This window comes from Streptomyces sp. Rer75 (assembly GCF_013414305.1).
Lineage (GTDB): Bacteria > Actinomycetota > Actinomycetes > Streptomycetales > Streptomycetaceae > Streptomyces > Streptomyces himastatinicus.
The window spans coordinates 10,148,515-10,169,581 of the sequence record NZ_CP058693.1; the positions used below are offsets into that span (position 1 = coordinate 10,148,515).

A 21,067-nucleotide genomic window follows, 5' to 3' on the forward strand; every position below is an offset into this window, starting at 1 on the left:
GCCAAGTGCCGTGTGTGCTCATTCCGGAAGAACGGCGAGAAATTTCATGTCACACGAGATCAGCCCGGAGCCCATTGTGCAGGTGGGGCTCGGCTACATGGCGTCGAAAACCCTGCTCACCGCCGTGGAACTCGATGTCTTCACCCGGCTCGCCCAAGGCCCGTGCGAGCGCGGCGACCTGGCCGGGGCGCTGGGTCTGCATCCGCGGGGCGCGGCGGACTTCCTGGACGCGCTGGTCGCCCTGGGATTTCTGGAGAGAACGGGGACCGAGTACCGCAACAGCCCGAGCGCCGACGCGTTTCTCGACCGGGCGAAGGACACGTACGTCGGCGGAGTCCTGGAGATGGCGAACAGCCGTCTCTATCCGTTCTGGGGATCGCTCACCGAGGCCTTGCGCACCGGAAAGCCGCAGAACGAGCAGAAGCACGGCGGAGACGTCTTCGACGCCATCTACCACGATCAGCCCAGTCTGGAGCGATTCCTGAACGGCATGACCGGGCTCAGCATGGGAATGGCGCGCGTGATAGCCGAGAAATTCCCCTGGGCCGACTACCGGACGGTGCTCGACGTGGGCGGCGCCCTGGGCTGCGTCCCGGTGGCGGTGGCCCAGCGCCACCCCCACATCAGCGGCGGCGTCTTCGAACTGCCCCGGGTGCGGCCGGTCTTCGACTCGTACGTGGCGTCCTTCGGCCTCACCGACCGCATCGCCTTCCACGGCGGCGACTTCTTCGCGGACGACCTGCCCACCGCGGACGTCATCGTGCTGGGCCAGATCCTGCACGGCTGGGGCCTGGAGGAGAAGCGGATGCTGCTGAAGAAGGCGTACGACGCGCTGCCCGACGGGGGAGCGGTACTCGTCTACGACGCGATCATCGACGACGAGCGGCGGCACAACACGTTCGGCCTGCTGGCCAGCCTGAACATGCTGATCGAGTCCGCTGCCGGGTTCGAATACACCGCGGCCGACGGGCGGTCCTGGATGGCGGAGGCGGGATTCGGCAGTACCCGGGTCGAACCCCTGATGGGCGGCTATTCCCTGCTGGTCGGCATCAAAGACCGCCCCCAAAACTAGAACCGGTAGCGCAGAATGCGGCCCACGTCCTTGAACCCGGGCAGATGCGCCATCACCTTCATGCTCATCCTCCCCGTGGTGGGCATCGCCTCCATCCCCGGCATGTCGACGCTGCGCACCGCGTCCATCAGGGTCAGCCCGTCGTGCCAGCCCTCGATCTCCCGCGGGTCGTCGAGACCCCAGTGCAGCGTCGCGCCCGCGTTGCGCACCGCCGGAACCATCTTCTGGAGCCGGATGCCCAGCGATCCGTAGACGTCGAAGAGCAGCTGGCCGCCGGGGAACCGGTCGGTGATCCGCTGGATGAGGTGCTTGCCCTCCTCCTTGTGCAGATACATCGTCAGGCCCTCCATGACGGCCACGGTCGGCCGGTCGTCGGGCACCTCGCGGAGCCACGCCTCCTCGGTCACCGAGGAGGCGATCATTTCGTAGTTCCCCGACGGCTGCGGGAGCAGCTGCCTGCGCAGCTCGATGACGTCGGGGTAGTCCACGTCCAGCCAGCGCACCGACGACGACGGGGCGAGCCGGTGGACCCGGGTGTCCAGCCCGCACGCCAGGTGCAGCACGGTCGCCTTCTGGTGCTCGGCCAGGAACGCGGTGGTCCAGTCGTCGAGTTGTTTGGCCCGGAGCGCGATGCCGACCGCGGTGGTCTCCGTCATGCCCGTCTTGCTGAAGTCGTAGGCGACGCGCTCCACCGCCTCCTGGGCCGTGTGGTCGCCCAGGACGGAGTGCGGCGAGCGGCTGTCCACCGCCCTGCCGTACAGCGTGGCGAGCATCGTCTCCTGCGTACCGGTGAGAGTGATCTTTTCGCGATCCATGGTTCCTCGGTCGAGTGCGGGGGTACCGACGGCCATTTCCGGCGATTCATCCGGGATGGGCGGAATCCGTGATGCGTACCGTCCCACGAGTACCCGGACGATGGCGACCGCGCCCTGGGCCATTCGTGTCCTTCACGCCAGAATCCGGGCCCGTCGGCTGCCGACAACGACCGAAAACGGCTGTCGGGCGGGCCGGGTTCAGTCCTGCGTGAGCCACAGATCGGGGCCGAAGACCTCGTAGTGGATGGCCTGCGGCCGCACGCCGCGCTCCAGCAACTGGGCGCGCACCGACCGCATGAACCCCAGCGGCCCGCAGAGATAGGCGTGGACGCCGTCGGGGATCTCGACGCCGGACAGGTCCACCCGGCCGGTGCGCTCGGTCGGCCAGCCGTCGCCCGGCCGCTCGTACCAGACGTGTGCGGAGCCCCGGGCGAGCTTGGTGACCAGCCGCTCCTGATCGGCGCGCAGCGCGTGGTCGGCGGGGGAGCGGTCGGCGTGGACCGCGATGACCGGGGCCTGGTGCCCCCGGTCGACCAGGTCCTCCAGCATGGCGACGATCGGTGTGCAGCCGATTCCGGCCGACGCGAGCAGCAGCGGTGCGTCCGTGGCGTCGAGTACGAGGTCGCCGTACGGGGCGGACACGCTGATCACATCGCCCTCCCGGAGGTGCTCGTGCAGATGCCCCGAGACCTCGCCGTCCGGACCCGTGCCGCCGCGCACGTGCTTGACGGTGATGGAGCGCACCGTCGCGTCGGGCGGGTTGGTCAGGCTGTACTGGCGGATCTGGCGCGCCCCGTCGGCCAGTTCGACCTGGACCGAGACGTACTGGCCCGCCTTGAAGGCCGGTGCCGGGCGGCCGTCCGCGGGCCGCAGCCGGAAGGTGACGACGTCCGCGGTCTCCTGGACCCGCTCGGCCACCTCCCACGGCCGCCACGTCCCGCCCGCCAGCACCCCCTGCTCGGCGTACAGCCGCCGCTCGATCTCGATGAGGGCGTTGGCCATCAGCCAGTAGACCTCGTCCCAGGCGGCTGCGACCTCCTCGGTGACCGCGTCACCGAGCACCTCCGCGATCGCGGCCGACAGATGGCGGTGCACGAGCGGGTACTGAGCGGGGCTCACCCCGAGCGAGGCGTGCTTGTGGGCGATCCGGGTCAGCATCGCGTCGGGGCGGACCTCGGGGTGCTCCACCAGGGCGGTGGCGAACGCGGCCACGGCACCGGCGAGCGCCTGCCGCTGGATTCCGGCCGCCTGGTTCCCCCGGTTGAACATGTGCCGCAGCAGCTCCGGGTGCGCCTCGAAGAGCTTCCGGTAGAACAGGTCGGTGATGGAGCCGATGGCCGCACCGACGGCGGGGAGGGTGGCGCGGACGGTGTCAGCGGACTTCTGGGAGAGCATCACCGGCTCCTAAGTGGTATGCAGGATTCGTATTTAACGGCGCGAAAAAACCCGGCGCGGCGAGCGTCGGCGTACGGGCGTGGGCGGGTCGGGGCGGCGTCCCCGGCGGGGTCACCGGTCCGCCCCCGGCGCTCGCCCCACCAGCCCGAGCAGCACGGGTCCGGTGGGGGAGCCGACCAGATCGGTGACCGTCAGCGGGTCGAGCGAGGAGAAGAACGCCTCCTGCGCCCGCCGCAGCGCCATCCGCAGCCGACAGCCCTGGCGGAGCGGGCACGGGGTGTCGCCCTCGCAGTCGACCACCTCATCGGCCCCTTCGAGCTCCCGGACCAGTTGGCCGACCGACGCGGTGCGGCCGGTCTCGGTGAGCACCAGCCCGCCGCCGCGCCCCCGCCGCGTCTCGATGAGGCCGAGATGCTGGAGCCGGGCGGCCACCTTCGCCAAGTGGCTGTACTGCACCCGCATCTCCCCGGCGATCTGCCGTGCGGTGCACGGCTCGGCTCCGGCGACCGCCAGTCGCATGATGGCGCGGAGGGCCAGGTCGGTTGATTTCGTCAGCCGCATGACACCAGATTAGATAATGCGAATCTGAGATGCAATTTACCGGCGCGGGGTTCGCAGCGCACGGGTCACGGACCAGGCCACCGACACCATGGGTACGGCCACGATCGCGCCGACCACCCCCGCCACGATGCCTCCGGCGATCACCGAGATCGCCACCACCACCGGATGCAGCCGCACCGCCCAGCTCATCACCAGCGGATGCAGCACATGCCCTTCGATCTGCCCGACCACGACGATGAGCACGAGCACCACCGCCGCGATGACCGGCCCCCGCCCCGCCAGGGCCACCACCGTGGCCACGGCCAACGCGATCGGCGAGCCGATCAGCGGGATGAAGGTGGCGAAGAAGACCAGCAGGGTCAGCGGCAGCGCCAGCGGCACCCGCAGCAGCAACAGGGCCAGGCCGACCAGCGCCGCGTTGGAGGCCGCCACCAGGATGATCCCCCGGGTGTACCCCGCGAAGGTGCCCCAGGCCGCCCGGCCCGCCCGGTCCCACGGCGACCGGGCCGCCTCCGGAAGCTGTTCGCGGAACCACCGCCACATCCTGTCGCCGGAATGCACGAAGAACAGCGAGCAGAACAGCGCCAGCACCGCCGCCGTCAGCGCCTCCACGACCCGGCCCGCACTGCTGAGCGCCCTGCTGATGAGCGTGGCGCGATGGGTCGAGACGAACGAGCTGATCCTGTCGTGCAGCTCGGTCAGCGTGCGGTGCCGGACACGGAACGGCGGCCCCTCCAGCCAGCGCGTGATCCGGCCGACCCCGCCGCGGAACTCGCCCACGAGCCTGCCCGCCTCGCCCGCCGCCGCATTACCCACCAGCGCCAGTAACCCCAGCACCACCAGCAGACTCCCGAACACCGCCAGCGCCACCGCGAGCGGCCGGGGCAGTCGCCGCGCCAGCGCATCGGCCAATGGCCGTAGCAGCGCGGTGCCCACCAGGGCCAGGAACACCGCGACCGCCACCAGCTGAAAGCGCCCCAGAATGGTGAACGCCAGATAGACCGCCACCCCGACGGCCAGCAGTCGCCACGCGTACGCGGCGGCCATCCGCAGTCCGGGATGCACCCGGTCGCCCGCCCCGTCCGCGCCGCCCGCCCCGCGCCCCGCCCGCTCGCGCGCCGCGGCCCCCGGGCCCCGGCGTGGGCGGCTGCCGGGCGTCGCGTACCGAGGGCGCCGACCGCGCCCGATGCCCGGACGCCGTCCGCCCTCCCGCCCCGGCGCCCGCTCCGGCGGCAGGGGAGACTCGCTGCTCACGCCGGTGCCACCGCCCTCCGCGCCCCGGTCCCGCGCCGTAGGGCCGGATGACCGTTCCTCCCGTTATATGCCTGATGGGAAGATTCAATCAGGGCGGCCGGGGGCGCGCCTGATCACGCCTCCGCCCGGCGAAGCCGACCGCGGCCACCGGCCCCTCGTCACACCCGCGCGGCCCGCCGCCGGGCTGTGGCGCTGTTCCCCGCAGCCCCGGCGAACTCCATAATCGATCACCACGGTGCCTCATCCGCCGACCGCCCGCCGCACCGCAGCAAGGAGTTGCCGTGACGTACGACATCACCGCCATCCGCGCGCAGTTTCCCGCCCTGACGGCCGGTTCGGCCCACTTCGACGGCCCCGGCGGTACGCAGACCCCCGTACCCGTCATCGAGGCCATCACCGACGCACTCGCGCACCCACTGGCCAACCGGGGCCGCACCACCGCGGGGGAGCGCAACGCCGAGGCGATCGTCGCGGCCGCCCGGCAGGCCATGGCCGACCTGCTCGGCGCGGACCCCACCGCGGTCGTCTTCGGCCGCAGCGCCACCCAACTGGCCTACGACTTCTCCCGTACGCTCGCCACGACGTGGTCGCCGGGCGACGAGATCGTGGTCACCCGCCTGGACCACGACTCCAACATCCGCCCCTGGATCCAGGCCGCCGACCGGGCCGGGGCCACCGTGCGCTGGGCCGACTTCGACCCGGCGACGGGCGAGCTGACCCCCGATGACATCAGCGCCGTCCTGAGCGAACGCACCCGGCTGGTCGCCGTCACCGCCGCCTCGAACCTCATCGGCACGCGGCCGGCAATAGCGGAGATCGCCCGGCGCACCCACCAGGCCGGGGCTCTGCTGTACGTCGACGGCGTGCACCACACCGCCCACTCCCTCGTCGACCTCGACCTGCTCGGAGCGGACTTCTACACCTGCTCCCCGTACAAGTTCCTCGGCCCCCACCTCGGCGTCCTGGCCAGCCGCCCCGAACTCCTGGAGACCCTGCACCCCGACAAGCTGCTCCCCTCCCCGAACGCCATCCCCGAGCGGTTCGAGCTGGGCACCCTGCCGTACGAATTCCTCGCCGGGACCCGCGCCGCCGTCGACTTCCTCGCCGGTCTGGACCCGCGGGCGCGGGGCAGCCGCCGCGAACGCCTGGCGGCGGCGTACGCTGCCCTCGAAGAACACGAGGACGCGCTGCGGCTGCGCATCGACAAGGGGCTGGCCGCCCTCGACCCGATCACGGTCCACTCCCGCGCGGCGGACCGCACCCCCACCCTCCTGCTGACCATCGACGGCCGCGACACCACCGACGCCTACCGCCATCTGGCCCGCCGCGGCGTGGACGCACCGTCCGGATCCTTCTACGCGATCGAGACCTCCCGCCGGCTCGGCCTCGGCGACACCGGCGGACTCCGCGTCGGCCTGGCCCCCTACACCAGCACCGAGGACGTGGACCGGCTGCTGGAGGGCCTGTCGGACTTCCTGTCGTCGGACACCCCCTAGCGCAGGGTGCAACCGCCGTCGGTGGACAGCACCCCCGCCGACGCCCCGGATAATGCATCGCGCCCGGCGGCCCACGGCTGACACCCTCCCTCCATGGAACACACCGAAGTACTCGTCATCGGAGGACGCGCGGGCGTCGGCAAGACCACGGTCGGCTGGGAGGTGTCGGCACAGCTGCGCGCCGCGTCCGTGCCCCACGCGATCGTCGAGGGAGACTTCATGGCCCAGGTGCATCCGGCCCCCGAGGACGACCCTCACCGGAGGAAGATCGCCGAACGCAACCTGACCGCCCTCTGGGGCAACTACGCCGCACTCGGCCACCGGCGCCTCGTCTACACCAACACCGTGAGCGTGCTGCCCGCGACCACGGACATGATCGAGCGCGCCACCAGGCCGTGCGCCCGGATCGTACGCGTCCTGCTCACCGCCTCGGACGCCACGACGGAGGAGCGGCTGACGGGCCGGGAACTCGGCTCGGAACTGGAGCACGAACTGCGCGGCAGCGCCCGCAAGGCCCGCCTCCTGGACGAGCAGGCTCCCGCGGACACCCTGCGCGTGGCCACCGACGGGCGGCTGGTGGTGGACATCGCACGAGAGCTGGTCACCGCCACCGGCTGGGCCGACGGCGCGTAGCGACGCGTCACCGCCCCTGGCGTTCAGCCGCTCGGGAGCAGCACATCGACCCGGGGCAGCTCACGGTGGCGGTGATGGGCGGCGGCGATCCCCGCGAGCGCGGGGCGGCCCAGCGCACCGTACGCCGCTGCCAGGAGATCCCGCGCGAACTCCTCGAACACCGGCTCGCCCCCTGACGCCCAGTGCAGATCGCGCCCCAGCACCAGCGCCTCCGCCGGATCCCCCGCCGCACACCGCCGCCGTGCCTCCTCCACACTCCGCTCCACGGCCGCGCGGTCCTCGAAGAACCTGTACATGAAATTCGCGAACGCGTACTCGTCGGCCCCGTTGTGCGGGGGCCGGTCCAGCGCGGTGCCGCCCGCGATGAGCGCGCCCGCACCGTCCAGGGTGGTGATCCGCCCCGGCTCGACGGGCAGGGCGGCGAAATCGTGGATCCTGGAGTAGGCGATCCCCACCTCCGCCCGGTCCCCGGTCTCGAAACCGGTCAGCGCCAGTCGCAGCGCCTCGAGGCCCGACCGTCGCCCGGCGACGTATTCCTCGTCCCCGTCGTCGTCCGCGAGATCCTGCCAATGACGTTCCAGGAGAGCCCGCACCGCCTCCAGCGGCGTCCCCGCGCGCCGTTCGATCCCGCCACCGTCGTTGGTGTAGTACGAGGCGACCCCGTCGCACGCGCGGCCGTCGTCGAACCACAGCCCGTAGTGCAGCCCGTCGGACCCGCCGTGCAGAAACGTCAGGAACTCCGGCGGATCCCGGTAGTAGCGCCCATGGACCCGCACGTCGACGCCCTCACGGGGCCGTGCGCCAGGGTCGTCGTACACATCCGCGACACCGCACGGGGACACCTCCATGTCCGCCAGCGCCCGGCGTTCCACGGGCCCCAGGCGTCCCAGGAATTCCATCAGCCGGAAGAACGACTCCGGCAACGTGAGCCCCCAGTCGCGCCGGACCCGCTCCTCGACGTCCGCCCTCGCCTCAACCACCGAAGATCCCCCGTTCCGCACCCGGTCACCGTGACGACGACCGAGGCTACCGAACCGCCCCTCGGCCGCCGATGCCCCGTACACAACGGTCGGATACGGACCGCCGCCCGGTTAGGCTCGGTCGTGCGGTGTGATCCACGGCATGGTGTACGCCACAAGGGGAAGGCGCGGAGGACGTGAGGGACGGTCAGGATTCCATACGCTCGAAGCCCCCGATGCGCGCCGACGCCCGCCGCAACCAGCAGCGCATCCTGGACGCGGCCCGTGCGATGTTCAGCGAGCACGGCACCGCCGCGCCCCTGGACGACATCGCCCGCCGCGCCAACGTCAGCATCGCGACGCTCTACCGCCGCTTCCCCGACCGCGCCGCACTCTGCCGACAGGTGGCCATCGAGGGCTACGAAACCGTGCTGGCCGAGGCGCGGGCCGCTCAGGAGGTGGCCGAAGAGGGTGGTCCGGACGCCCCGCTGCGGGCCGTCGAACGCTTCCTGACCGGCGTCGTCGACCAGCGCTCCCGCCTCGTCCTCCCGCTGTTCGGCGGCCCGGCCTTCCACGACCAGGAAGCCATCGTCCTGCGCCACCGCATCACCGGCTCCCTGGAGGCGGTGCTCGCCCGCGGCCGGGAGCGCGGCGCGGTGCGCGACGACGTCAACTCCATCGATCTGCTGATGGCCGCGGCCATGATCAGCCGCCCGCTTCCCAACACTCCGCCCGAGTGGCTCGACACCACCGCACGCCGCCACATCGCCGTCCACCTCGACGGCCTCCGCCCCGGCGCCACCCACCACCTTCCCGGCCCGGAACCGGAGCACGCCTTCAGCCGCGAGACACCGGCCGCGGCGGAGAACGTCCCCACCGAGCACCGCGCCTGAAACGGGCCGTGGCCCCCACCCGAAGGGCGAGGGCCACGGTCACCGGAGTGCTTCCGTCAGGTGCGGTACGCGTAGTACAGCGAGTTCGGGTTGGTGGCGATGATGCTCGCCACCGACTTCCGGTAGGTGTTGACCGAGTGGTAGGTCATGTACGGGACACCGCTGGAGGAGCGGTACGTGACCATCATGGTGTGGTCCTTGGACCCGTCCCGGTCGAAGTCCATCTGCATGACGTCCCCGACACCCATGTGGTACACGTTCGCCAGGTTGGTCGCCCGCTTGGCGTCCAGCGTGAACCACGACCACTCGTTGGCGCCCACCCAGGACGTCGCCTGGGTGGAGGTGTCGTACCACCAGGTGCGGTAGTCCTGCGCGTTGCCCGGCGCGTGCTTCCAGCCGCCCGCCTTCAGGGCCTGGCTGATGAAGTTGGTGCAGTCCCCGCCGGCGTCGTTGAACTTCCGGTAGGCGGGGTTGTAGTTGCTCCAGTACTTCTCCGCGTACGTCGCCATCGCCGCGTAGTTGTACGCCCCCGCGGGCTTGCTCACCTGCTGGGACGGCCTCGACGTGGCCGCCGGGGTGGCGCTGGGCAGCGCCGCCGCGCTCTTCACCGCCACCGTGGCGGGCTCGTTGATGGCCGTGGGCCCCTCGTCGGTGGGCCTGATGCCCGTCAGCTCCCACGTGCCGCCGGTCCCGGCGGTGAAGCTCAGCTCGTGGTGGGCCTGGAAGCTGGTCGTCGCGGGCTCGTCCCCGCGGATCTTCTTGTACGTCAGCGTCGTGGTTTCCGTGGCCTGGACGGTCGCACGCCCGTCCACGACACGGGTCGCGCCCACGGTGACCTTGGTGTCGGCGCCCGTGTACGCCTCGCCCAGCGATGCCAGCCGCGCCTTGCGGGTCCGCAGCGTGGACAGCGCCGTGTTCTCGGTCCGCGTCAGACCGGCCGACAGCCGCGCCTTCTTGGTGGCCGGTGCCGCCGCACGCCGCGCCTGCTGCCCGTCCAGCAGCGCCGCCGTACGCTCGGTGAGCACCGCGTCGGCCAACTGCCCGAAGGACGTGGCGGTCGCCCCGTCCACCACACCCGTCTGCGCCGCACTCGCGGCCGAGGCGGGCAGTGCCACGGCCGACAGCGCCACCGTCAGTGCCGCCCCGACAGCGGATCTGAAGGTCATTGATTTCACGATGGATTCCCCTCCGCATCCCGGGCCGGATCGACCCGGGGGGTCGGATCCTTGCATATGCGCTGCCCGTTTGGTGATTTTGTGCTCAGAACGCGAAGTGGTGCACACAAGTCCTTCACCTGCGGGATAATGCCCGTTTTGGTCGGCGGCGCCGGTTCGCCCTGCCCGAGGACGAGCCCCCGCTGCCTCCGCCGCCCGCACCGGGATGTCACGGGGATCGAGCCGCGTCGCGTGTCTCCCCGGCGTGGAGGAGGGTAGGTAGTGAGCCGAGTCGTACATATGTCGGGCGTATGCAGACGCTCCGCATGCTTCGGGAGGTAACCGAATTGAACACCGCTGGCCAGGAGACGCCCCGTGAAGAGAAGGAATTCACCCGATCCGGGCCGCACTTCTCCGACCGGATCACGGCCGACGGCCGGGACGGCTGGCCGGTCGAGGCCGGGCGTTACCGGCTGGTCGTCAGCCGGGCCTGCCCCTGGGCGAACCGGGCGCTGATCTCCCGGCGGCTGCTCGGCCTGGAACCGGCCCTGTCGCTGGCGGTCACGGACCCCATCCAGGACGAGCGGAGCTGGCGCTTCACCCTGGACAAGGGGGATCGGGACCCGGTGCTGGGCATCGCGTTCCTCAGCGAGGCGTACGACGCCCGGGGGAAGGAGTACCCGGGTGGGGTGAGCGTGCCCGCGATAGTCGACGTCCCCAGCGGGAAGCTGGTCACCAACGACTTCCAGCGCCTCACCCTCGACTTCGCCACCCAGTGGACCGCCCTGCACCGGAAGGGCGCGCCGGACCTGTACCCCGAGGAGCACCGCGATGAGATCGACGAGGTGATGGAGGGGGTCTACCAGGATGTGAACAACGGCGTCTACCTGGCCGGTTTCGCCAAGCACCAGCACACGTACGAGGACGCCTACCGGGCTCTCTTCGCGCGTCTGGACCGGCTGTCGGAGCGCCTGGCCACGCGGCGGTATCTGGTCGGCGACACCATCACCGAGGCCGACATCCGGCTGTTCACCACGCTGGTGCGCTTCGACGCCGTCTATAACGGCCACTTCAAGTGCAACCGCAACAAGCTGAGCGAGGACCGGGTGCTGTGGGGGTACGTACGCGACCTCTTCCAGACGCCCGGATTCGGCGACACGGTGGACTTCGACCACATCAAGCGGCACTACTACCAGGTGCACACCGCGGTCAATCCCACGCGCATCGTCCCCCTCGGCCCCGATCTCTCCGTCTGGACGACCCCGCACGGGCGAGAGGAACTGGGCGGGCGCCCCTTCGGCGACGGCACCCCTCCGGGCCCGGTGCCGCCCGGTGAGGAGGTCCCGGAGGGCGGCCGGGCCCGCTGACGGGTCCGCCGCGCGCACTCTCCGTACCAGGGGTGGCGCCTGCTCATCAGGGGTGGTGGGCCGACGCCGTGGCGGTGTCCGCCGCGGTCAGCCCGAAGACGAGGGCTGAGGCGATACCGCCCGCGTAGGCGCGGTGCCACAGGCCGCCGGTGTCCGAACCGGCGGCCAGCAGCCCTGTCAGTGGCTCCCCGTTCTCCGCCAGGACCCGGGCCTGGTCGTCGATGCGCACTCCGTGGAACGGGAAGGTGATGGCCGGTGCCGTCTCGATGACGTAGTACGGGGGCTCGTACAGCGGCAGAGGGTCCAGCTCCCGGCCGGGTGCCGTGGCGAGCCCCGCCGAGACGCGCTCGTTGTACCGCCGGACGCCGTCGCGGATGGCCTCGCCCCGGTAACCCCACTCCTCGGGCAGGAAGGCCAGCTCGTCGAGATCCTCGGCCAGTCCCACGCGACCGCCTCGCTTGCTCGCCAGCGCGAACTTGTCGACGGCGACCGCGCCCTCGACGTAGGAGCCCACGATCCAGTCGCGGAACACCCGGGCATCGGCGATGAGGAGCCCCCGGCTCTCCGGCTGTTCCAGCAGTGCCATGGTGGTGAGGTGGTCGCCCAGCGTCTCGTCCACGAATCTCTCGTTGCGCAGGTTGAACAGCAGCGCGTGTTCGCTGTAGTACAGCGACAGGTCGACGAAGTCCACCGGGTCGGTGAAGGGCGTACGGCTCGGAATGAGGTGACCGTAGAAGCCCGCGTCGGTGTGGCCGGTGGCCGCGCCCACGCCGGTGGCCAGGCGGTAGCCACCGCCGCGGCTGTGGGGATTGGAGCGCAGCTCCATGCGGTCGGCGTGGGGGTGCACATGAGCGGTGCGGAGCGCGAGGTCGCCCTGGAACCCACCGGTCGCGAGGAGCGTGGCGCGGGCGCCGACCGTCCTGCGTGTGCCCTCGGCCGACCTCAGCCGGGCCCCCACGACGGCACCGTGCTCGGTCAGCAGGTGTTCGGTGTGGGTGGCGAGCAGCAGCCGGCCACCGCCGTCGAGGATGAGCCGACGGCAGGTGTCGAGGTAGTGACCGGTGTCGAATTGGTGTCCGCGGCCGAAGCTCAGGATGCGCTGTGCGTCCTTCACCTCCACCCCGGTGGAGCGGATCCATGAAACACCCTCGTCGAACCGGTCCACGAGGGCGCGCTTCAGCGCGAGGTCCCCTCCCGGATTGTGCCGGTCCATGATGTCGTGACTCGGAGCGGTCCACGCGTATCCGGCGAAGCGCGCGGAGCCGCCGACGTCCGTGCTGGTGTCCACCAGCACCACGGACAGGCCGCTGCGGACGGCACGGGCACCGGCGGTCAGGCCCGCCATGCCCGCCCCGATGATGAGCAGATCGACGTCTTCCGCATCCACGCGAATCTCCTTCGGTGGGGGCCGGTTCTCAGTAAAACCGAATCCAGTTCACACCTCAAGACGGTTGCGTCAAGCCTGCGCCGAACCTTGTCGGCACCGGGGCGGCACGGTAAGAGAGGTGAAGTCAGTTCAATATCGGATGGTGCGGGAGGTCATCATGACGCATGAAGGGGTACACGCGGGCCGGTTCGAGGGCAAGGTCGCCCTGGTGACGGGCGCGGGCTCGGGCATGGGGGCGGCTGTCGCCCGGCGGCTGGCCGTCGAAGGGGCCCGGGCGGTGGTCCTGGCCGACGTCGACGGTGCGAGCGCGGCGGCCATCGCGCAGGACGTGCCGGTCGGCCGGGCGCTCGCCGTCGATGTGGCGGACGCCGCGGCCGTCGACCGCGCCGTCGACGACGTGCTGCGGCTGCACGGCGTGCTCGATCTTGTGGTGCATGCCGCGGGGGTCGACGATCCGCAGGCCAAGCAGCGCATCGCGGACGCCCTGGCGGAGGGCCGTCCGCCCGAGGTGACCGATGTGCTCGAGGACGCGGCCTGGCGGCGCGTCATGCGGATCAACCTCGACGGCACCTTCCATGTGCTGCGTGCCTCGGTACGGGCCATGCGGCCGGCGAAGGCGGGGGCGATCGTCGTGATCGGCTCGTCGTCCGCCTTCGACACCCCGATCGGCTACCCCCACTACGCCGCGTCCAAGGCGGGTGTGCACGCCCTGTGCCAGGCCGTGGCCAAGGAGGTCATCCCGTCCGGGATCCGGGTGAACGTGGTCGCGCCGGGGCCGACCGAGACGGGGATGGCCGCGCGCACGCCGGAGGTTCTGCGCACGGGGTTCGCCGACCCGCGGGCGCGCCCGTACGCGACGCCCGAGGAGATCGCCGACATCGCCCTGTTCCTGGCCAATGACGCCGCGGCGAACCTGATCGGCGCGGTGCTGCTCGCCAACGGCGGCCGGTTCACCGTCTGAATGCCGTCACCCTGAATTCACTTCAGATTGCCGTGCGTCGCCTCCCTTGCCGCTTCCCGGCCCACCCGAGAAATCCCCGTCCGCAGGGCTAGCTGTACTGAGTTCAGTTCTGTAGCGTCCCGGGCGTCGGCAAGGAACGGGATCGCGCCGTTCGGAAGGAGAGCCGAATCATGAGCACCACTGAGCAGCCCGCCCCGTCGGGGGCGGCGTCAACGTCGTACGACCCCCGCACGGTGCGCCGCGCGATGCTCGCCGGAAGCATCGGCACCCTGATCGAATACTACGATTTCAGCGTCTACGGCTATCTCGCCGTGGCGATCGCCCCGCAGTTCTTCCCAAGCGACGATCCGACGGCCTCGGTGCTGGCGGCGCTCGCGGTGTTCGCCACCGGCCTCGTGGTACGGCCACTCGGCGGCGTCTTCTTCGGGCGGCTCGGCGACCGATGGGGCCGTCGCAAGGCGCTGGTCTCCTCCGTGCTGTGCATGGGCGTGGCCAGCAGCATCACGGGGCTGCTGCCGACCTACAGCCAGATCGGCGTGCTCGCCGCCGTGCTGCTGTTCCTCACCCGGCTGGCGCAGGGCATCTCCTCGGGCGGCGAGTCGGTCGGCGCCTACACCTACATCTACGAGTCGGCGCCGCCCCGGCGCAGAGCCTTCCTCGGTGCCGTCACACCCATCGGATCCAACCTCGGGTTCATGTTCGCGGCCGCCACGGCCGGGGCGATCTCCGCCCTCACCACCGAGGACCAGATGGCCGACTGGGGGTGGCGGCTGCCCTTCCTGATGGCCGTGCCCCTCACCCTCGTCTGTCTGTGGGCCCGGCTGCGGATCGAGGACACCCCGGAGTTCGAGGAGGCCGCGCGGCGCGCCGACATCCCGACCGCCCCGGTCCGGGAAGTGCTGTCCACCCACCGCACCGCGCTGCTCCAGTCCGTCGGCCTGGCCATGGCCCAGGGCGGCGCCATCTTCCTCGGGCTGACGTACATCGGTATCTACCTGACCACGAACCTGGGGTACGACCCCACGCACGTGTTCTGGCTGACCGCGGGCGTCGTCCTCGTCACCGTGCTGCTCATGGTGCCCGCCGGGTGGCTCGCCGCCCGGTTCGGCTGCCGTCGCGTCCTGCTGGCCGGGCTGCTGGGCTTCCTGGTGACGGCCTACCCCGCGATGACGCTCATGGGCCGGCACAGTCTGGCCATGGCGGGTCTGGCCTATCTGCTCTTCATGCTGAGCAGTGCGTTCGTGCAGGTCCCGGCGGCCAGCCTGTGGCCGCATCTGTTCGAACGCCGGGTCCGCTACACCGGTATGGCGATCGGGTACAACATCGGCACCGTCCTCGCGGGCGGTACGGCTCCGTACATCGCGGCCTTCCTGGTGCAGCGGACGGGAAACCTGCTCTCCCCGGCGTTCTTCGTGATGGCGGTCTGCCTGATCGGGCTCGGCGCCCTGTCCACCGTCCGCAAGGACGTGTGAGGACGTGTGAGGGCGTGGGCGGCAGGAGGCGCGTCGGCGGCGGTGACCGCGGGTCAGGTCTTATCCGCCGCGTGGCCGTGGCCGACATGGCCGATGGTCTGGCCGCCGTCGACGGGAAACTCCCCGCCCGTGGTGTAGGAGGCGTCGTCGCTCGCGAGGAAGAGCACCATGCGGGTGACCTCGTCGGGCTCACCGATGCGGGGCACGGGCTGCTGGGCGAACAGCGTGGCTGAGGCGCTCTCACCCATGGGCGTGCGGATGACACCCGGATGCACGGAGTTGATCCGCACCCCCGTGCCCGCCAAGTCCAGCGCGGCGGCCTTGGTCATCCCTCGCACCCCCCACTTGCTCGCCACATAGCCGATGCCATCGGCGAAGCCCATGAGGCCCGCGGCCGAGGAGATGTTGACGACCGCCCCGCGGCCGCGGGCGCGCATGCCGGGCAGGACGGTGTGCATGCCGAGGAAGGCGCCCACCAGATTGACGTCGAGGATCCGGCGGAAGTGCTCGGGCGACTGGTCTTCCACACCGCCGAAGTGCATGATCCCGGCGTTGTTGACCAGGACGTCCACGGGACCCAGGGTGTCCTCGACCGTGCGGACCACGGACCGCCACTGTGTCTCGTCCGTGACGTCGAGGTGGCAGTACCGGGCGTGGGCGAATGCGCCTGCCAGGGACTCTCCCTCGTCGTCCAGTACGTCGCAGACGGCGACCCGGGCCCCTTCCGCGGCCAGTCCGCGGACATGTGCGGCGCCCATGCCCCGGGCCCCGCCCGTGACGATCGCGACCCTTCCCTCGAAGCGCATCCCGAGCTTCCCTTCCGTTGAATGTGATCAGTCGGGCACCAGCACGGCCCGCCCCCGCACCCGGCCCCGGCGAAGCCGGTCGATCGCCTCCGCCGCGGCCGACATGGGGAACTGCTCCGTCTCGACGTGCAGCGCTCCCGCACGCGCCAGCGCGACCACCTCGGCGAGCTGGTGGCGCGGTCCCCAGAAGGGCAGCGAGAGCCTGAAGCCCGGTGGGAGAACACCCGGCTTGGAGACCGTCAGACGGCCGCCTCCGCTGCCGACGACGGCGAGTTCACCGCCGGGCCGCAGAACACCGACGGCGAGGTCCAGCGTCTCCGCGGTGCCGACGAAGTCGAGTACGGCGTCGGCCCCCGCACCCCCGCAGCGCGCCCGCAGCACACGGGCGGTGTCCGTCCCCATCAGGGTGCCGAAGTCCGCGCCGGAGCGGTCCGCGAGGGCCAGGGCGTCGTCCCGGACATCGACCGCCAGCACACGGCAGGCCGTGGTCGCGCGGAGGATCTGCACCGCCAGGTGGCCGAGCCCGCCGATGCCGACGACGACGGCGGTGGCGCCCTCGCCGAGCGCATGCCGGAGCCCGGCCACGGCGTGGTACGAGGTCAGGCCGGCGTCGGAAAGCGGGGCCGCCTGTTCGGCCGCCAGGCCGTCGGCCCGCACCAGATGGCGGGCGGACGGCACGAGCACGTACGCGGCCATTCCGCCGTCCCGGCCCAAGCCCGCGCCGTGCCAGGGGAGGGTGTCGCGCCGGTCGCAGTAGTTGTCCCAGCCCGCGGCGCAACGGCCGCAGCTCCCGCAGCCCCACGGTCCGTAGAGCACCACACGCTCGTCCACCTCCACCCCGTCCGCGTCGGGCCCCAGGGCCGCGACCCGCCCGGCGACCTCGTGGCCGAGCGTGAACGGCAGCCGGTAGGGGAGCGCACCCGGAGCCGCGTCGATGACGTGCAGATCGGAGTGGCACAGCCCGGTGGCGTCGACCCGCACCAGAACCTGTGCGCGGTGGGGGACGGGCCGCTCGACGTCGACCGGCGCCGGGGGTTCGCCCCACACGGTCAGCCGCAGTGCCCTCATCGTCACCATCCCAGGTCTGGTCGGACCGTGGCCGTCACGGTAACAGAGGTGAAGTGAGTTCAATAGATCAACGCGGGGGCGGAGCGGGGGCGTGTGGAGGTCTTGCCGGGCGGGCATTCCCTGCCTACGGTCAAATGAATCGAGTTCAAATTGTCGGATCGATCGGATCCGATCCCGTCGTACGAGCACGATGGAGTCCCCATGCGCCCTCGCCACCCCGAGATCGCCCCCCGGCTGCTGTCCGAAACGGACGAACAGCGGCAGCTGCGCACCGTCCTGCGGGACCTCTTCAGTGAGACGAGCGGTCCCGAGGATGTCCGCAAACATCTGGCCACACCGCGCGGATACGACGAAGCCCTCTGGGTGCGGCTCGCGGGTGAGATCGGGGTCCACGGGCTGGCCGTACCCGAGGAGTACGGCGGGTCCGGCTTCACCTTCGCCGAGCTGGCGGTCGCCTTGGAGGAGGCCGGGCGGGCCCTGTGCTGTGCGCCGCTGCTGCCCACGGTGGCGCTGGCCGCGCACGCCTTGCTGTACAGCGGTGACGGCGCGGCATGCGAGCGCTATCTGCCCCGGATCGCCGACGGCGCGCTCACCGCGACCGTGGCCGGATTCGGCGACGGCGAGCCCGGTGTCACCGCCGAGCGGGGGAGTGCCGGGTGGGTGCTGCGCGGGCGGGCGGACTTCGTCCTCGACGGGGCCGGTGCGGATCTGATCCTGGTGCGGGCCGCGACCCCCGCCGGGCCCCGGCTGCTCGCCTGCGAGCCGGAATCCGGCACCTGTCGGCGGACGCCGCGCCGCGTCCTGGACGAGACGCGGCGCCAGGCGCTGGTGGAGTTCCGGGGCGCACCGGCCACCCCCGTGGGCACGGCGGAGGGCGCCGAGGCCGCGGTCTCGGCAACTCTGGACACCGGGCGGGCCGCGCTGGCGGCCGAACAGGTCGGTGGCGGCGGACGCGCGCTGGACGCCACGGTCGAATTCGTCGCCCAGCGGCACCAGTTCGGGCGTCCCATCGGTTCCTTCCAGGCCGTCAAGCACCGGCTGGCCGATGTGCTGGTCGCGCTGGAAGCGGCGCGCTCGGCCTCCGCGTACGCCACGGCCTGCGCCGCCGTCGCCCGGGCGCAGCTGCCGGTGGCCGCCTGCGCCGCCGCCGTGGTCTGCTCCGAGACCTTCCGCCTGGCCACGGCCGAGTATGTCCAGCTGCACGGCGGCATCGGCTTCACGTGGGAGCACCCGGCCCATCTGTATGTGCGCCGCGCTCGCGGCGGCGAGGTGCTGTTCGGTTCGGCGGACCGGCACCGGGCGCGGCTGGCCGCGCTCGCCGGACTGGACCTCGAACCATGTTCGGTTTGATCGTCGCCCCGGTTCTGTCTCGATCAAGGGGTTGACAGTGCCGTCCCGTGCTCTCAGAGTTGTAGTGAATTCAGTTCAATTTCGAGGGGTGAGGGTATGACCGTGGAAGACGAGATCCAGTTCGAGCGCGACGGCCACGTCGCCCGGGTGTGGCTCAACCGCCCGTGGAAGAAGAACTGCGTCACCGTGCCGATCCTGGACCGGCTCGACGAAATCATCACCGAGGTCGACGAGGACCCCGAGCTGCGGGTCCTGGTGGTCCGCGGCCGCGGCGGCACCTTCTGCTCGGGCTTCGACCTCGACAGCCTGAAGGCCGAATACGTCGGCAAGTCGAACGCGATCGACGTGGCGGTGAAGTCCGCGAAGGTGTGCGATCGCCTCTACTCGATGAAGACCCCCTCGGTGGCGGTTCTGGAGGGCCACGTCACCGCCGGTGGCTTCGAGATCATGATCTCCTGCGACTTCGCCATCTCCTCCGACGACGCCAAGATCGGCGACTTCCACATCCGCCGCGCGCTGTTCGGCGGTGCGGGCCCGATCTACCGGGTGCCGCGCATGATCGGCATCCGCAAGACCAAGGAGCTGATGCTCACCGGCAAGCTCCTCTCCGGCGTCGAGGCCGCCGAGTTCGGGCTCATCAACCTGTCCGCACCGGCCGGTGAACTGGACGCGACGGTCGAGGAGTTCATCGGCAACCTCACCGACAAGAGCCCCTTCACCATGTGGCTCACCAAGATGACGATCGACCGCAGCCTGGACGCCGACACCCAGTCGCTGATGGTGATGGAGCACCTCGCCGTGGGCGTGGCGCTCAACTCCGACGATGCCAACGAGGGCGTGTCGGCGTTCCTGGAGAAGCGTGAACCCAAGTGGCAGGGACGCTGACCCGGATGGCCACGGATCCGCGGAGTCCGGCCGCCGGGCTCCAGGGCTCACGCTGCTCCGGCTGCGCGGTGACGGTCTACCCCGCGGAGGACGCGTGCCCGCGCTGCGGGGAGTCCGCCGACCCGGCGGCCCTCCAGGGCACGGGCACGCTGTGGACCTGGACGGTGCAGCGGTACGCCCCCAAGTCGCCGCCCTACCAGACCCCGCCCGGAGGCTTCGCACCGTTCGCGCTCGGCTACGTCGAGCTGGCGGAGGGCGTGCGGGTGGCCGCCGTCCTCGACCTCGACGACCTCGGCGACATCCGCATCGGCATGCCCCTGACCGTGACCGCGGGCCCCGGCGTCCCGCGGGCCAGGCCCACCGCCCGCGGCGAGGAGGCAACGTGAGCACCGAGGTCCTGATCTGCGGCGCCGGGCGCACCCCGTTCGGCCGGTCCGAGGCCACGGGCCGCCGGCTGGCCGTCGGCGCCGTGAGCGCGGCGCTGGCCGACGCCGGAATCGCGTGGCCGCGCGTGCGGGCCGCGTTCGGTGGCAGCGACAGCGCGGGGCTCGCCGACACCCTGGTGTCCCAACTCGGCCTGACCGGGCTGCCGTTCGTCAACGTCAAGAACGGCTGCGCCACCGGCGGCAGCGCGCTCATCTCCGCCGTGAACGCCATCCGCTCCGGCATGGCGGACGTCGTCCTCGCCGTCGGCTTCGACAAGCACCCGCGCGGCGCCTTCGACCCCAGGCCCGAGGACTGGGGCCTGGGAGCGGAATACGGCAGCGACGGGCTGATGGTGACCACCCAGTTCTTCGGCATGAAGATCCAGCGCTATATGCACGACCACGAGATCACCGCGCGCACTCTCGCCCTGGTCGCCGAGAAGGCGTACCGCAACGGTGCCCTGACCCCCGACGCATGGCGCCGCAAGCCGCTGTCAGCCGAGGAGATCCTCGGCTCCGGCATGGTCAGCGACCCCCTGACCCGCTACATGTTCTGTTCCCCCGGAGCGGGCGCGGCCGCGCTGGTGCTCTGCTCCCCGGAAGCCGCCCGCACCATGGACGGCACACCGGTCGCCCTGCGCTCGGCCGCCGTCCGCACCCGGCGCTTCGGCTCGTTCGAAGTCTTCAGCCCGTGGATCCCCGCGGGCGAGCTGACCAGCGTCAGCCGTGACGCCTCGGCCGCCGCCTTCGAGGAGGCGGGGGTCGGCCCCGGCGACGTCGACGTGTGCCAGCTCCAGGACACCGAGAGCGGCGCGGAGGTCATGCACATGGCCGAATGCGGCTTCTGCTCGGACGGCGAGCAGGAGCGGCTGGTCGCCTCCGGCGCCACCGGAATCGGCGGAACGCTGCCGGTCAACACCGACGGCGGCTGCATCGCCAACGGCGAACCCATCGGAGCCTCGGGGCTGCGCCAGGTCTACGAGGTCGTCCAGCAGCTGCGCGGCCGGGCCGGTGAACGCCAGGTCCCGGGGCGGCCCCGCGTCGGCTTCACCCATGTGTACGGCGCCCCGGGCGTGAGCGCCTGCACGGTGCTGTCCCGCTGAGCGTCCCAATG

General features: G+C 71.3%; 20 protein-coding genes. 11 read left to right on the plus strand and 9 right to left on the minus strand.

Annotation, left to right across the window (positions count from 1 at the left end; translation table 11 throughout):
* Positions 1 to 46 precede the first annotated feature (46 nt).
* Positions 47 to 1,072 (plus strand): methyltransferase, encoded by a 1,026-nt coding sequence (locus HYQ63_RS42835; protein WP_179939421.1) that lies wholly within the window; start codon positions 47 to 49, stop codon positions 1,070 to 1,072.
* Here the strand turns inward: HYQ63_RS42835 and HYQ63_RS42840 are convergent.
* From HYQ63_RS42840 to HYQ63_RS42855, 4 genes are all read right to left on the minus strand, one after another.
* Positions 1,069 to 1,887 carry a class I SAM-dependent methyltransferase gene (locus tag HYQ63_RS42840; protein ID WP_179939422.1) on the minus strand — a complete coding sequence of 273 codons (819 nt, stop codon included), beginning with the start codon at positions 1,885 to 1,887 and terminating at the stop codon, positions 1,069 to 1,071. The genes HYQ63_RS42835 and HYQ63_RS42840 overlap by 4 nt on opposite strands.
* A gap of 198 nt (positions 1,888 to 2,085) precedes the next feature.
* Positions 2,086 to 3,282, minus strand: a complete 1,197-nt coding sequence (locus tag HYQ63_RS42845; protein WP_179939423.1) for a globin domain-containing protein — start codon at positions 3,280 to 3,282, stop codon at positions 2,086 to 2,088.
* A 111-nt stretch (positions 3,283 to 3,393) separates the two neighbouring features.
* Entirely contained in the window at positions 3,394 to 3,843 is a 450-nt protein-coding gene (locus tag HYQ63_RS42850; RefSeq protein WP_179939424.1) for an Rrf2 family transcriptional regulator, read from the minus strand.
* A gap of 36 nt (positions 3,844 to 3,879) precedes the next feature.
* Entirely contained in the window at positions 3,880 to 5,097 is a 1,218-nt protein-coding gene (locus HYQ63_RS42855; protein ID WP_257232528.1) for an AI-2E family transporter, read from the minus strand.
* A 281-nt stretch (positions 5,098 to 5,378) separates the two neighbouring features.
* On the opposite strand from HYQ63_RS42855, the gene HYQ63_RS42860 reads away from it, so the two are divergent.
* The gene (locus HYQ63_RS42860; RefSeq protein ID WP_179939425.1) at positions 5,379 to 6,593 is read left to right on the plus strand and encodes a cysteine desulfurase-like protein; all 1,215 of its coding nucleotides are present in this window, start codon (positions 5,379 to 5,381) and stop codon (positions 6,591 to 6,593) included.
* Between the two features lie 93 nt (positions 6,594 to 6,686).
* Positions 6,687 to 7,226, plus strand: coding sequence for a hypothetical protein (locus HYQ63_RS42865; RefSeq protein ID WP_179939426.1), 540 nt, complete (start codon positions 6,687 to 6,689; stop codon positions 7,224 to 7,226).
* 23 nt (positions 7,227 to 7,249) lie between these two features.
* Here HYQ63_RS42865 and HYQ63_RS42870 read toward each other — a convergent pair whose 3' ends face one another.
* Positions 7,250 to 8,206: an ADP-ribosylation family protein gene (locus HYQ63_RS42870; RefSeq protein ID WP_179939427.1), complete on the minus strand. Its 957-nt coding sequence runs from the start codon at positions 8,204 to 8,206 to the stop codon at positions 7,250 to 7,252.
* 215 nt (positions 8,207 to 8,421) lie between these two features.
* Here HYQ63_RS42870 and HYQ63_RS42875 point away from each other — a divergent pair, with 215 nt between their 5' ends.
* On the plus strand, positions 8,422 to 9,078 hold the full coding sequence (locus HYQ63_RS42875; RefSeq protein WP_179939428.1) for a TetR/AcrR family transcriptional regulator: 657 nt from the start codon (positions 8,422 to 8,424) through the stop codon (positions 9,076 to 9,078).
* 56 nt (positions 9,079 to 9,134) lie between these two features.
* On the opposite strand, the gene HYQ63_RS42880 is transcribed toward HYQ63_RS42875, so the two are convergent.
* Positions 9,135 to 10,244: an amidase domain-containing protein gene (locus tag HYQ63_RS42880; RefSeq protein ID WP_179939429.1), complete on the minus strand. Its 1,110-nt coding sequence runs from the start codon at positions 10,242 to 10,244 to the stop codon at positions 9,135 to 9,137.
* A 314-nt stretch (positions 10,245 to 10,558) separates the two neighbouring features.
* Here HYQ63_RS42880 and HYQ63_RS42885 point away from each other — a divergent pair, with 314 nt between their 5' ends.
* Entirely contained in the window at positions 10,559 to 11,599 is a 1,041-nt protein-coding gene (locus HYQ63_RS42885; RefSeq protein ID WP_373689187.1) for a glutathione S-transferase family protein, read from the plus strand.
* A gap of 46 nt (positions 11,600 to 11,645) precedes the next feature.
* On the opposite strand, the gene HYQ63_RS42890 is transcribed toward HYQ63_RS42885, so the two are convergent.
* The gene (locus HYQ63_RS42890) at positions 11,646 to 12,986 is read right to left on the minus strand and encodes an FAD-binding protein (protein ID WP_179939431.1); all 1,341 of its coding nucleotides are present in this window, start codon (positions 12,984 to 12,986) and stop codon (positions 11,646 to 11,648) included.
* A gap of 157 nt (positions 12,987 to 13,143) precedes the next feature.
* On the opposite strand from HYQ63_RS42890, the gene HYQ63_RS42895 reads away from it, so the two are divergent.
* Positions 13,144 to 13,947 (plus strand): SDR family NAD(P)-dependent oxidoreductase, encoded by an 804-nt coding sequence (locus HYQ63_RS42895; RefSeq protein WP_179939432.1) that lies wholly within the window; start codon positions 13,144 to 13,146, stop codon positions 13,945 to 13,947.
* 170 nt (positions 13,948 to 14,117) lie between these two features.
* Positions 14,118 to 15,419: an MFS transporter gene (locus HYQ63_RS42900; protein ID WP_179939433.1), complete on the plus strand. Its 1,302-nt coding sequence runs from the start codon at positions 14,118 to 14,120 to the stop codon at positions 15,417 to 15,419.
* 53 nt (positions 15,420 to 15,472) lie between these two features.
* Here HYQ63_RS42900 and HYQ63_RS42905 read toward each other — a convergent pair whose 3' ends face one another.
* Positions 15,473 to 16,225, minus strand: a complete 753-nt coding sequence (locus HYQ63_RS42905; RefSeq protein WP_179939434.1) for an SDR family oxidoreductase — start codon at positions 16,223 to 16,225, stop codon at positions 15,473 to 15,475.
* Positions 16,226 to 16,252: 27 nt separating this feature from the next.
* On the minus strand, positions 16,253 to 17,293 hold the full coding sequence (locus tag HYQ63_RS42910) for an NAD(P)-dependent alcohol dehydrogenase (protein ID WP_179941133.1): 1,041 nt from the start codon (positions 17,291 to 17,293) through the stop codon (positions 16,253 to 16,255).
* A gap of 201 nt (positions 17,294 to 17,494) precedes the next feature.
* Here HYQ63_RS42910 and HYQ63_RS42915 point away from each other — a divergent pair, with 201 nt between their 5' ends.
* The 4 genes from HYQ63_RS42915 to HYQ63_RS42930 all read left to right on the plus strand — a co-directional run bounded on the left by HYQ63_RS42915 (position 17,495) and on the right by HYQ63_RS42930 (position 21,056).
* Positions 17,495 to 18,643 carry an acyl-CoA dehydrogenase family protein gene (locus tag HYQ63_RS42915; RefSeq protein WP_179939435.1) on the plus strand — a complete coding sequence of 383 codons (1,149 nt, stop codon included), beginning with the start codon at positions 17,495 to 17,497 and terminating at the stop codon, positions 18,641 to 18,643.
* Positions 18,644 to 18,739: 96 nt separating this feature from the next.
* Complete coding sequence (locus HYQ63_RS42920; RefSeq protein WP_179939436.1) at positions 18,740 to 19,528, plus strand: enoyl-CoA hydratase/isomerase family protein; 789 nt, start codon at positions 18,740 to 18,742, stop codon at positions 19,526 to 19,528.
* Positions 19,529 to 19,533: 5 nt separating this feature from the next.
* Positions 19,534 to 19,914 (plus strand): Zn-ribbon domain-containing OB-fold protein, encoded by a 381-nt coding sequence (locus HYQ63_RS42925; RefSeq protein ID WP_179939437.1) that lies wholly within the window; start codon positions 19,534 to 19,536, stop codon positions 19,912 to 19,914.
* Entirely contained in the window at positions 19,911 to 21,056 is a 1,146-nt protein-coding gene (locus HYQ63_RS42930; RefSeq protein WP_179939438.1) for a thiolase family protein, read from the plus strand. The genes HYQ63_RS42925 and HYQ63_RS42930 overlap by 4 nt, the downstream gene beginning before the upstream one ends.
* Positions 21,057 to 21,067 lie beyond the last annotated feature (11 nt).

Bases quoted from the DNA above. Each gene is read 5' to 3' on its own strand.
- HYQ63_RS42885 (WP_373689187.1), top strand. From the start codon at position 10,559: ATGCTTCGGGAGGTAACCGAATTGAACACCGCTGGCCAGGAGACGCCC.
- HYQ63_RS42900 (WP_179939433.1), top strand. From the start codon at position 14,118: ATGAGCACCACTGAGCAGCCCGCCCCGTCGGGGGCGGCGTCAACGTCG.
- HYQ63_RS42925 (WP_179939437.1), top strand. From the start codon at position 19,534: ATGGCCACGGATCCGCGGAGTCCGGCCGCCGGGCTCCAGGGCTCACGC.
- HYQ63_RS42845 (WP_179939423.1), bottom strand. From the start codon at position 3,282: ATGCTCTCCCAGAAGTCCGCTGACACCGTCCGCGCCACCCTCCCCGCC.
- HYQ63_RS42920 (WP_179939436.1), top strand. From the start codon at position 18,740: ATGACCGTGGAAGACGAGATCCAGTTCGAGCGCGACGGCCACGTCGCC.
- HYQ63_RS42910 (WP_179941133.1), bottom strand. From the start codon at position 17,293: ATGAGGGCACTGCGGCTGACCGTGTGGGGCGAACCCCCGGCGCCGGTC.
- HYQ63_RS42875 (WP_179939428.1), top strand. From the start codon at position 8,422: ATGCGCGCCGACGCCCGCCGCAACCAGCAGCGCATCCTGGACGCGGCC.
- HYQ63_RS42905 (WP_179939434.1), bottom strand. From the start codon at position 16,225: ATGCGCTTCGAGGGAAGGGTCGCGATCGTCACGGGCGGGGCCCGGGGC.
- HYQ63_RS42835 (WP_179939421.1), top strand. From the start codon at position 47: ATGTCACACGAGATCAGCCCGGAGCCCATTGTGCAGGTGGGGCTCGGC.
- HYQ63_RS42865 (WP_179939426.1), top strand. From the start codon at position 6,687: ATGGAACACACCGAAGTACTCGTCATCGGAGGACGCGCGGGCGTCGGC.
- HYQ63_RS42850 (WP_179939424.1), bottom strand. From the start codon at position 3,843: ATGCGGCTGACGAAATCAACCGACCTGGCCCTCCGCGCCATCATGCGA.
- HYQ63_RS42915 (WP_179939435.1), top strand. From the start codon at position 17,495: ATGCGCCCTCGCCACCCCGAGATCGCCCCCCGGCTGCTGTCCGAAACG.
- HYQ63_RS42840 (WP_179939422.1), bottom strand. From the start codon at position 1,887: ATGGATCGCGAAAAGATCACTCTCACCGGTACGCAGGAGACGATGCTC.
- HYQ63_RS42880 (WP_179939429.1), bottom strand. From the start codon at position 10,244: ATGACCTTCAGATCCGCTGTCGGGGCGGCACTGACGGTGGCGCTGTCG.
- HYQ63_RS42895 (WP_179939432.1), top strand. From the start codon at position 13,144: ATGACGCATGAAGGGGTACACGCGGGCCGGTTCGAGGGCAAGGTCGCC.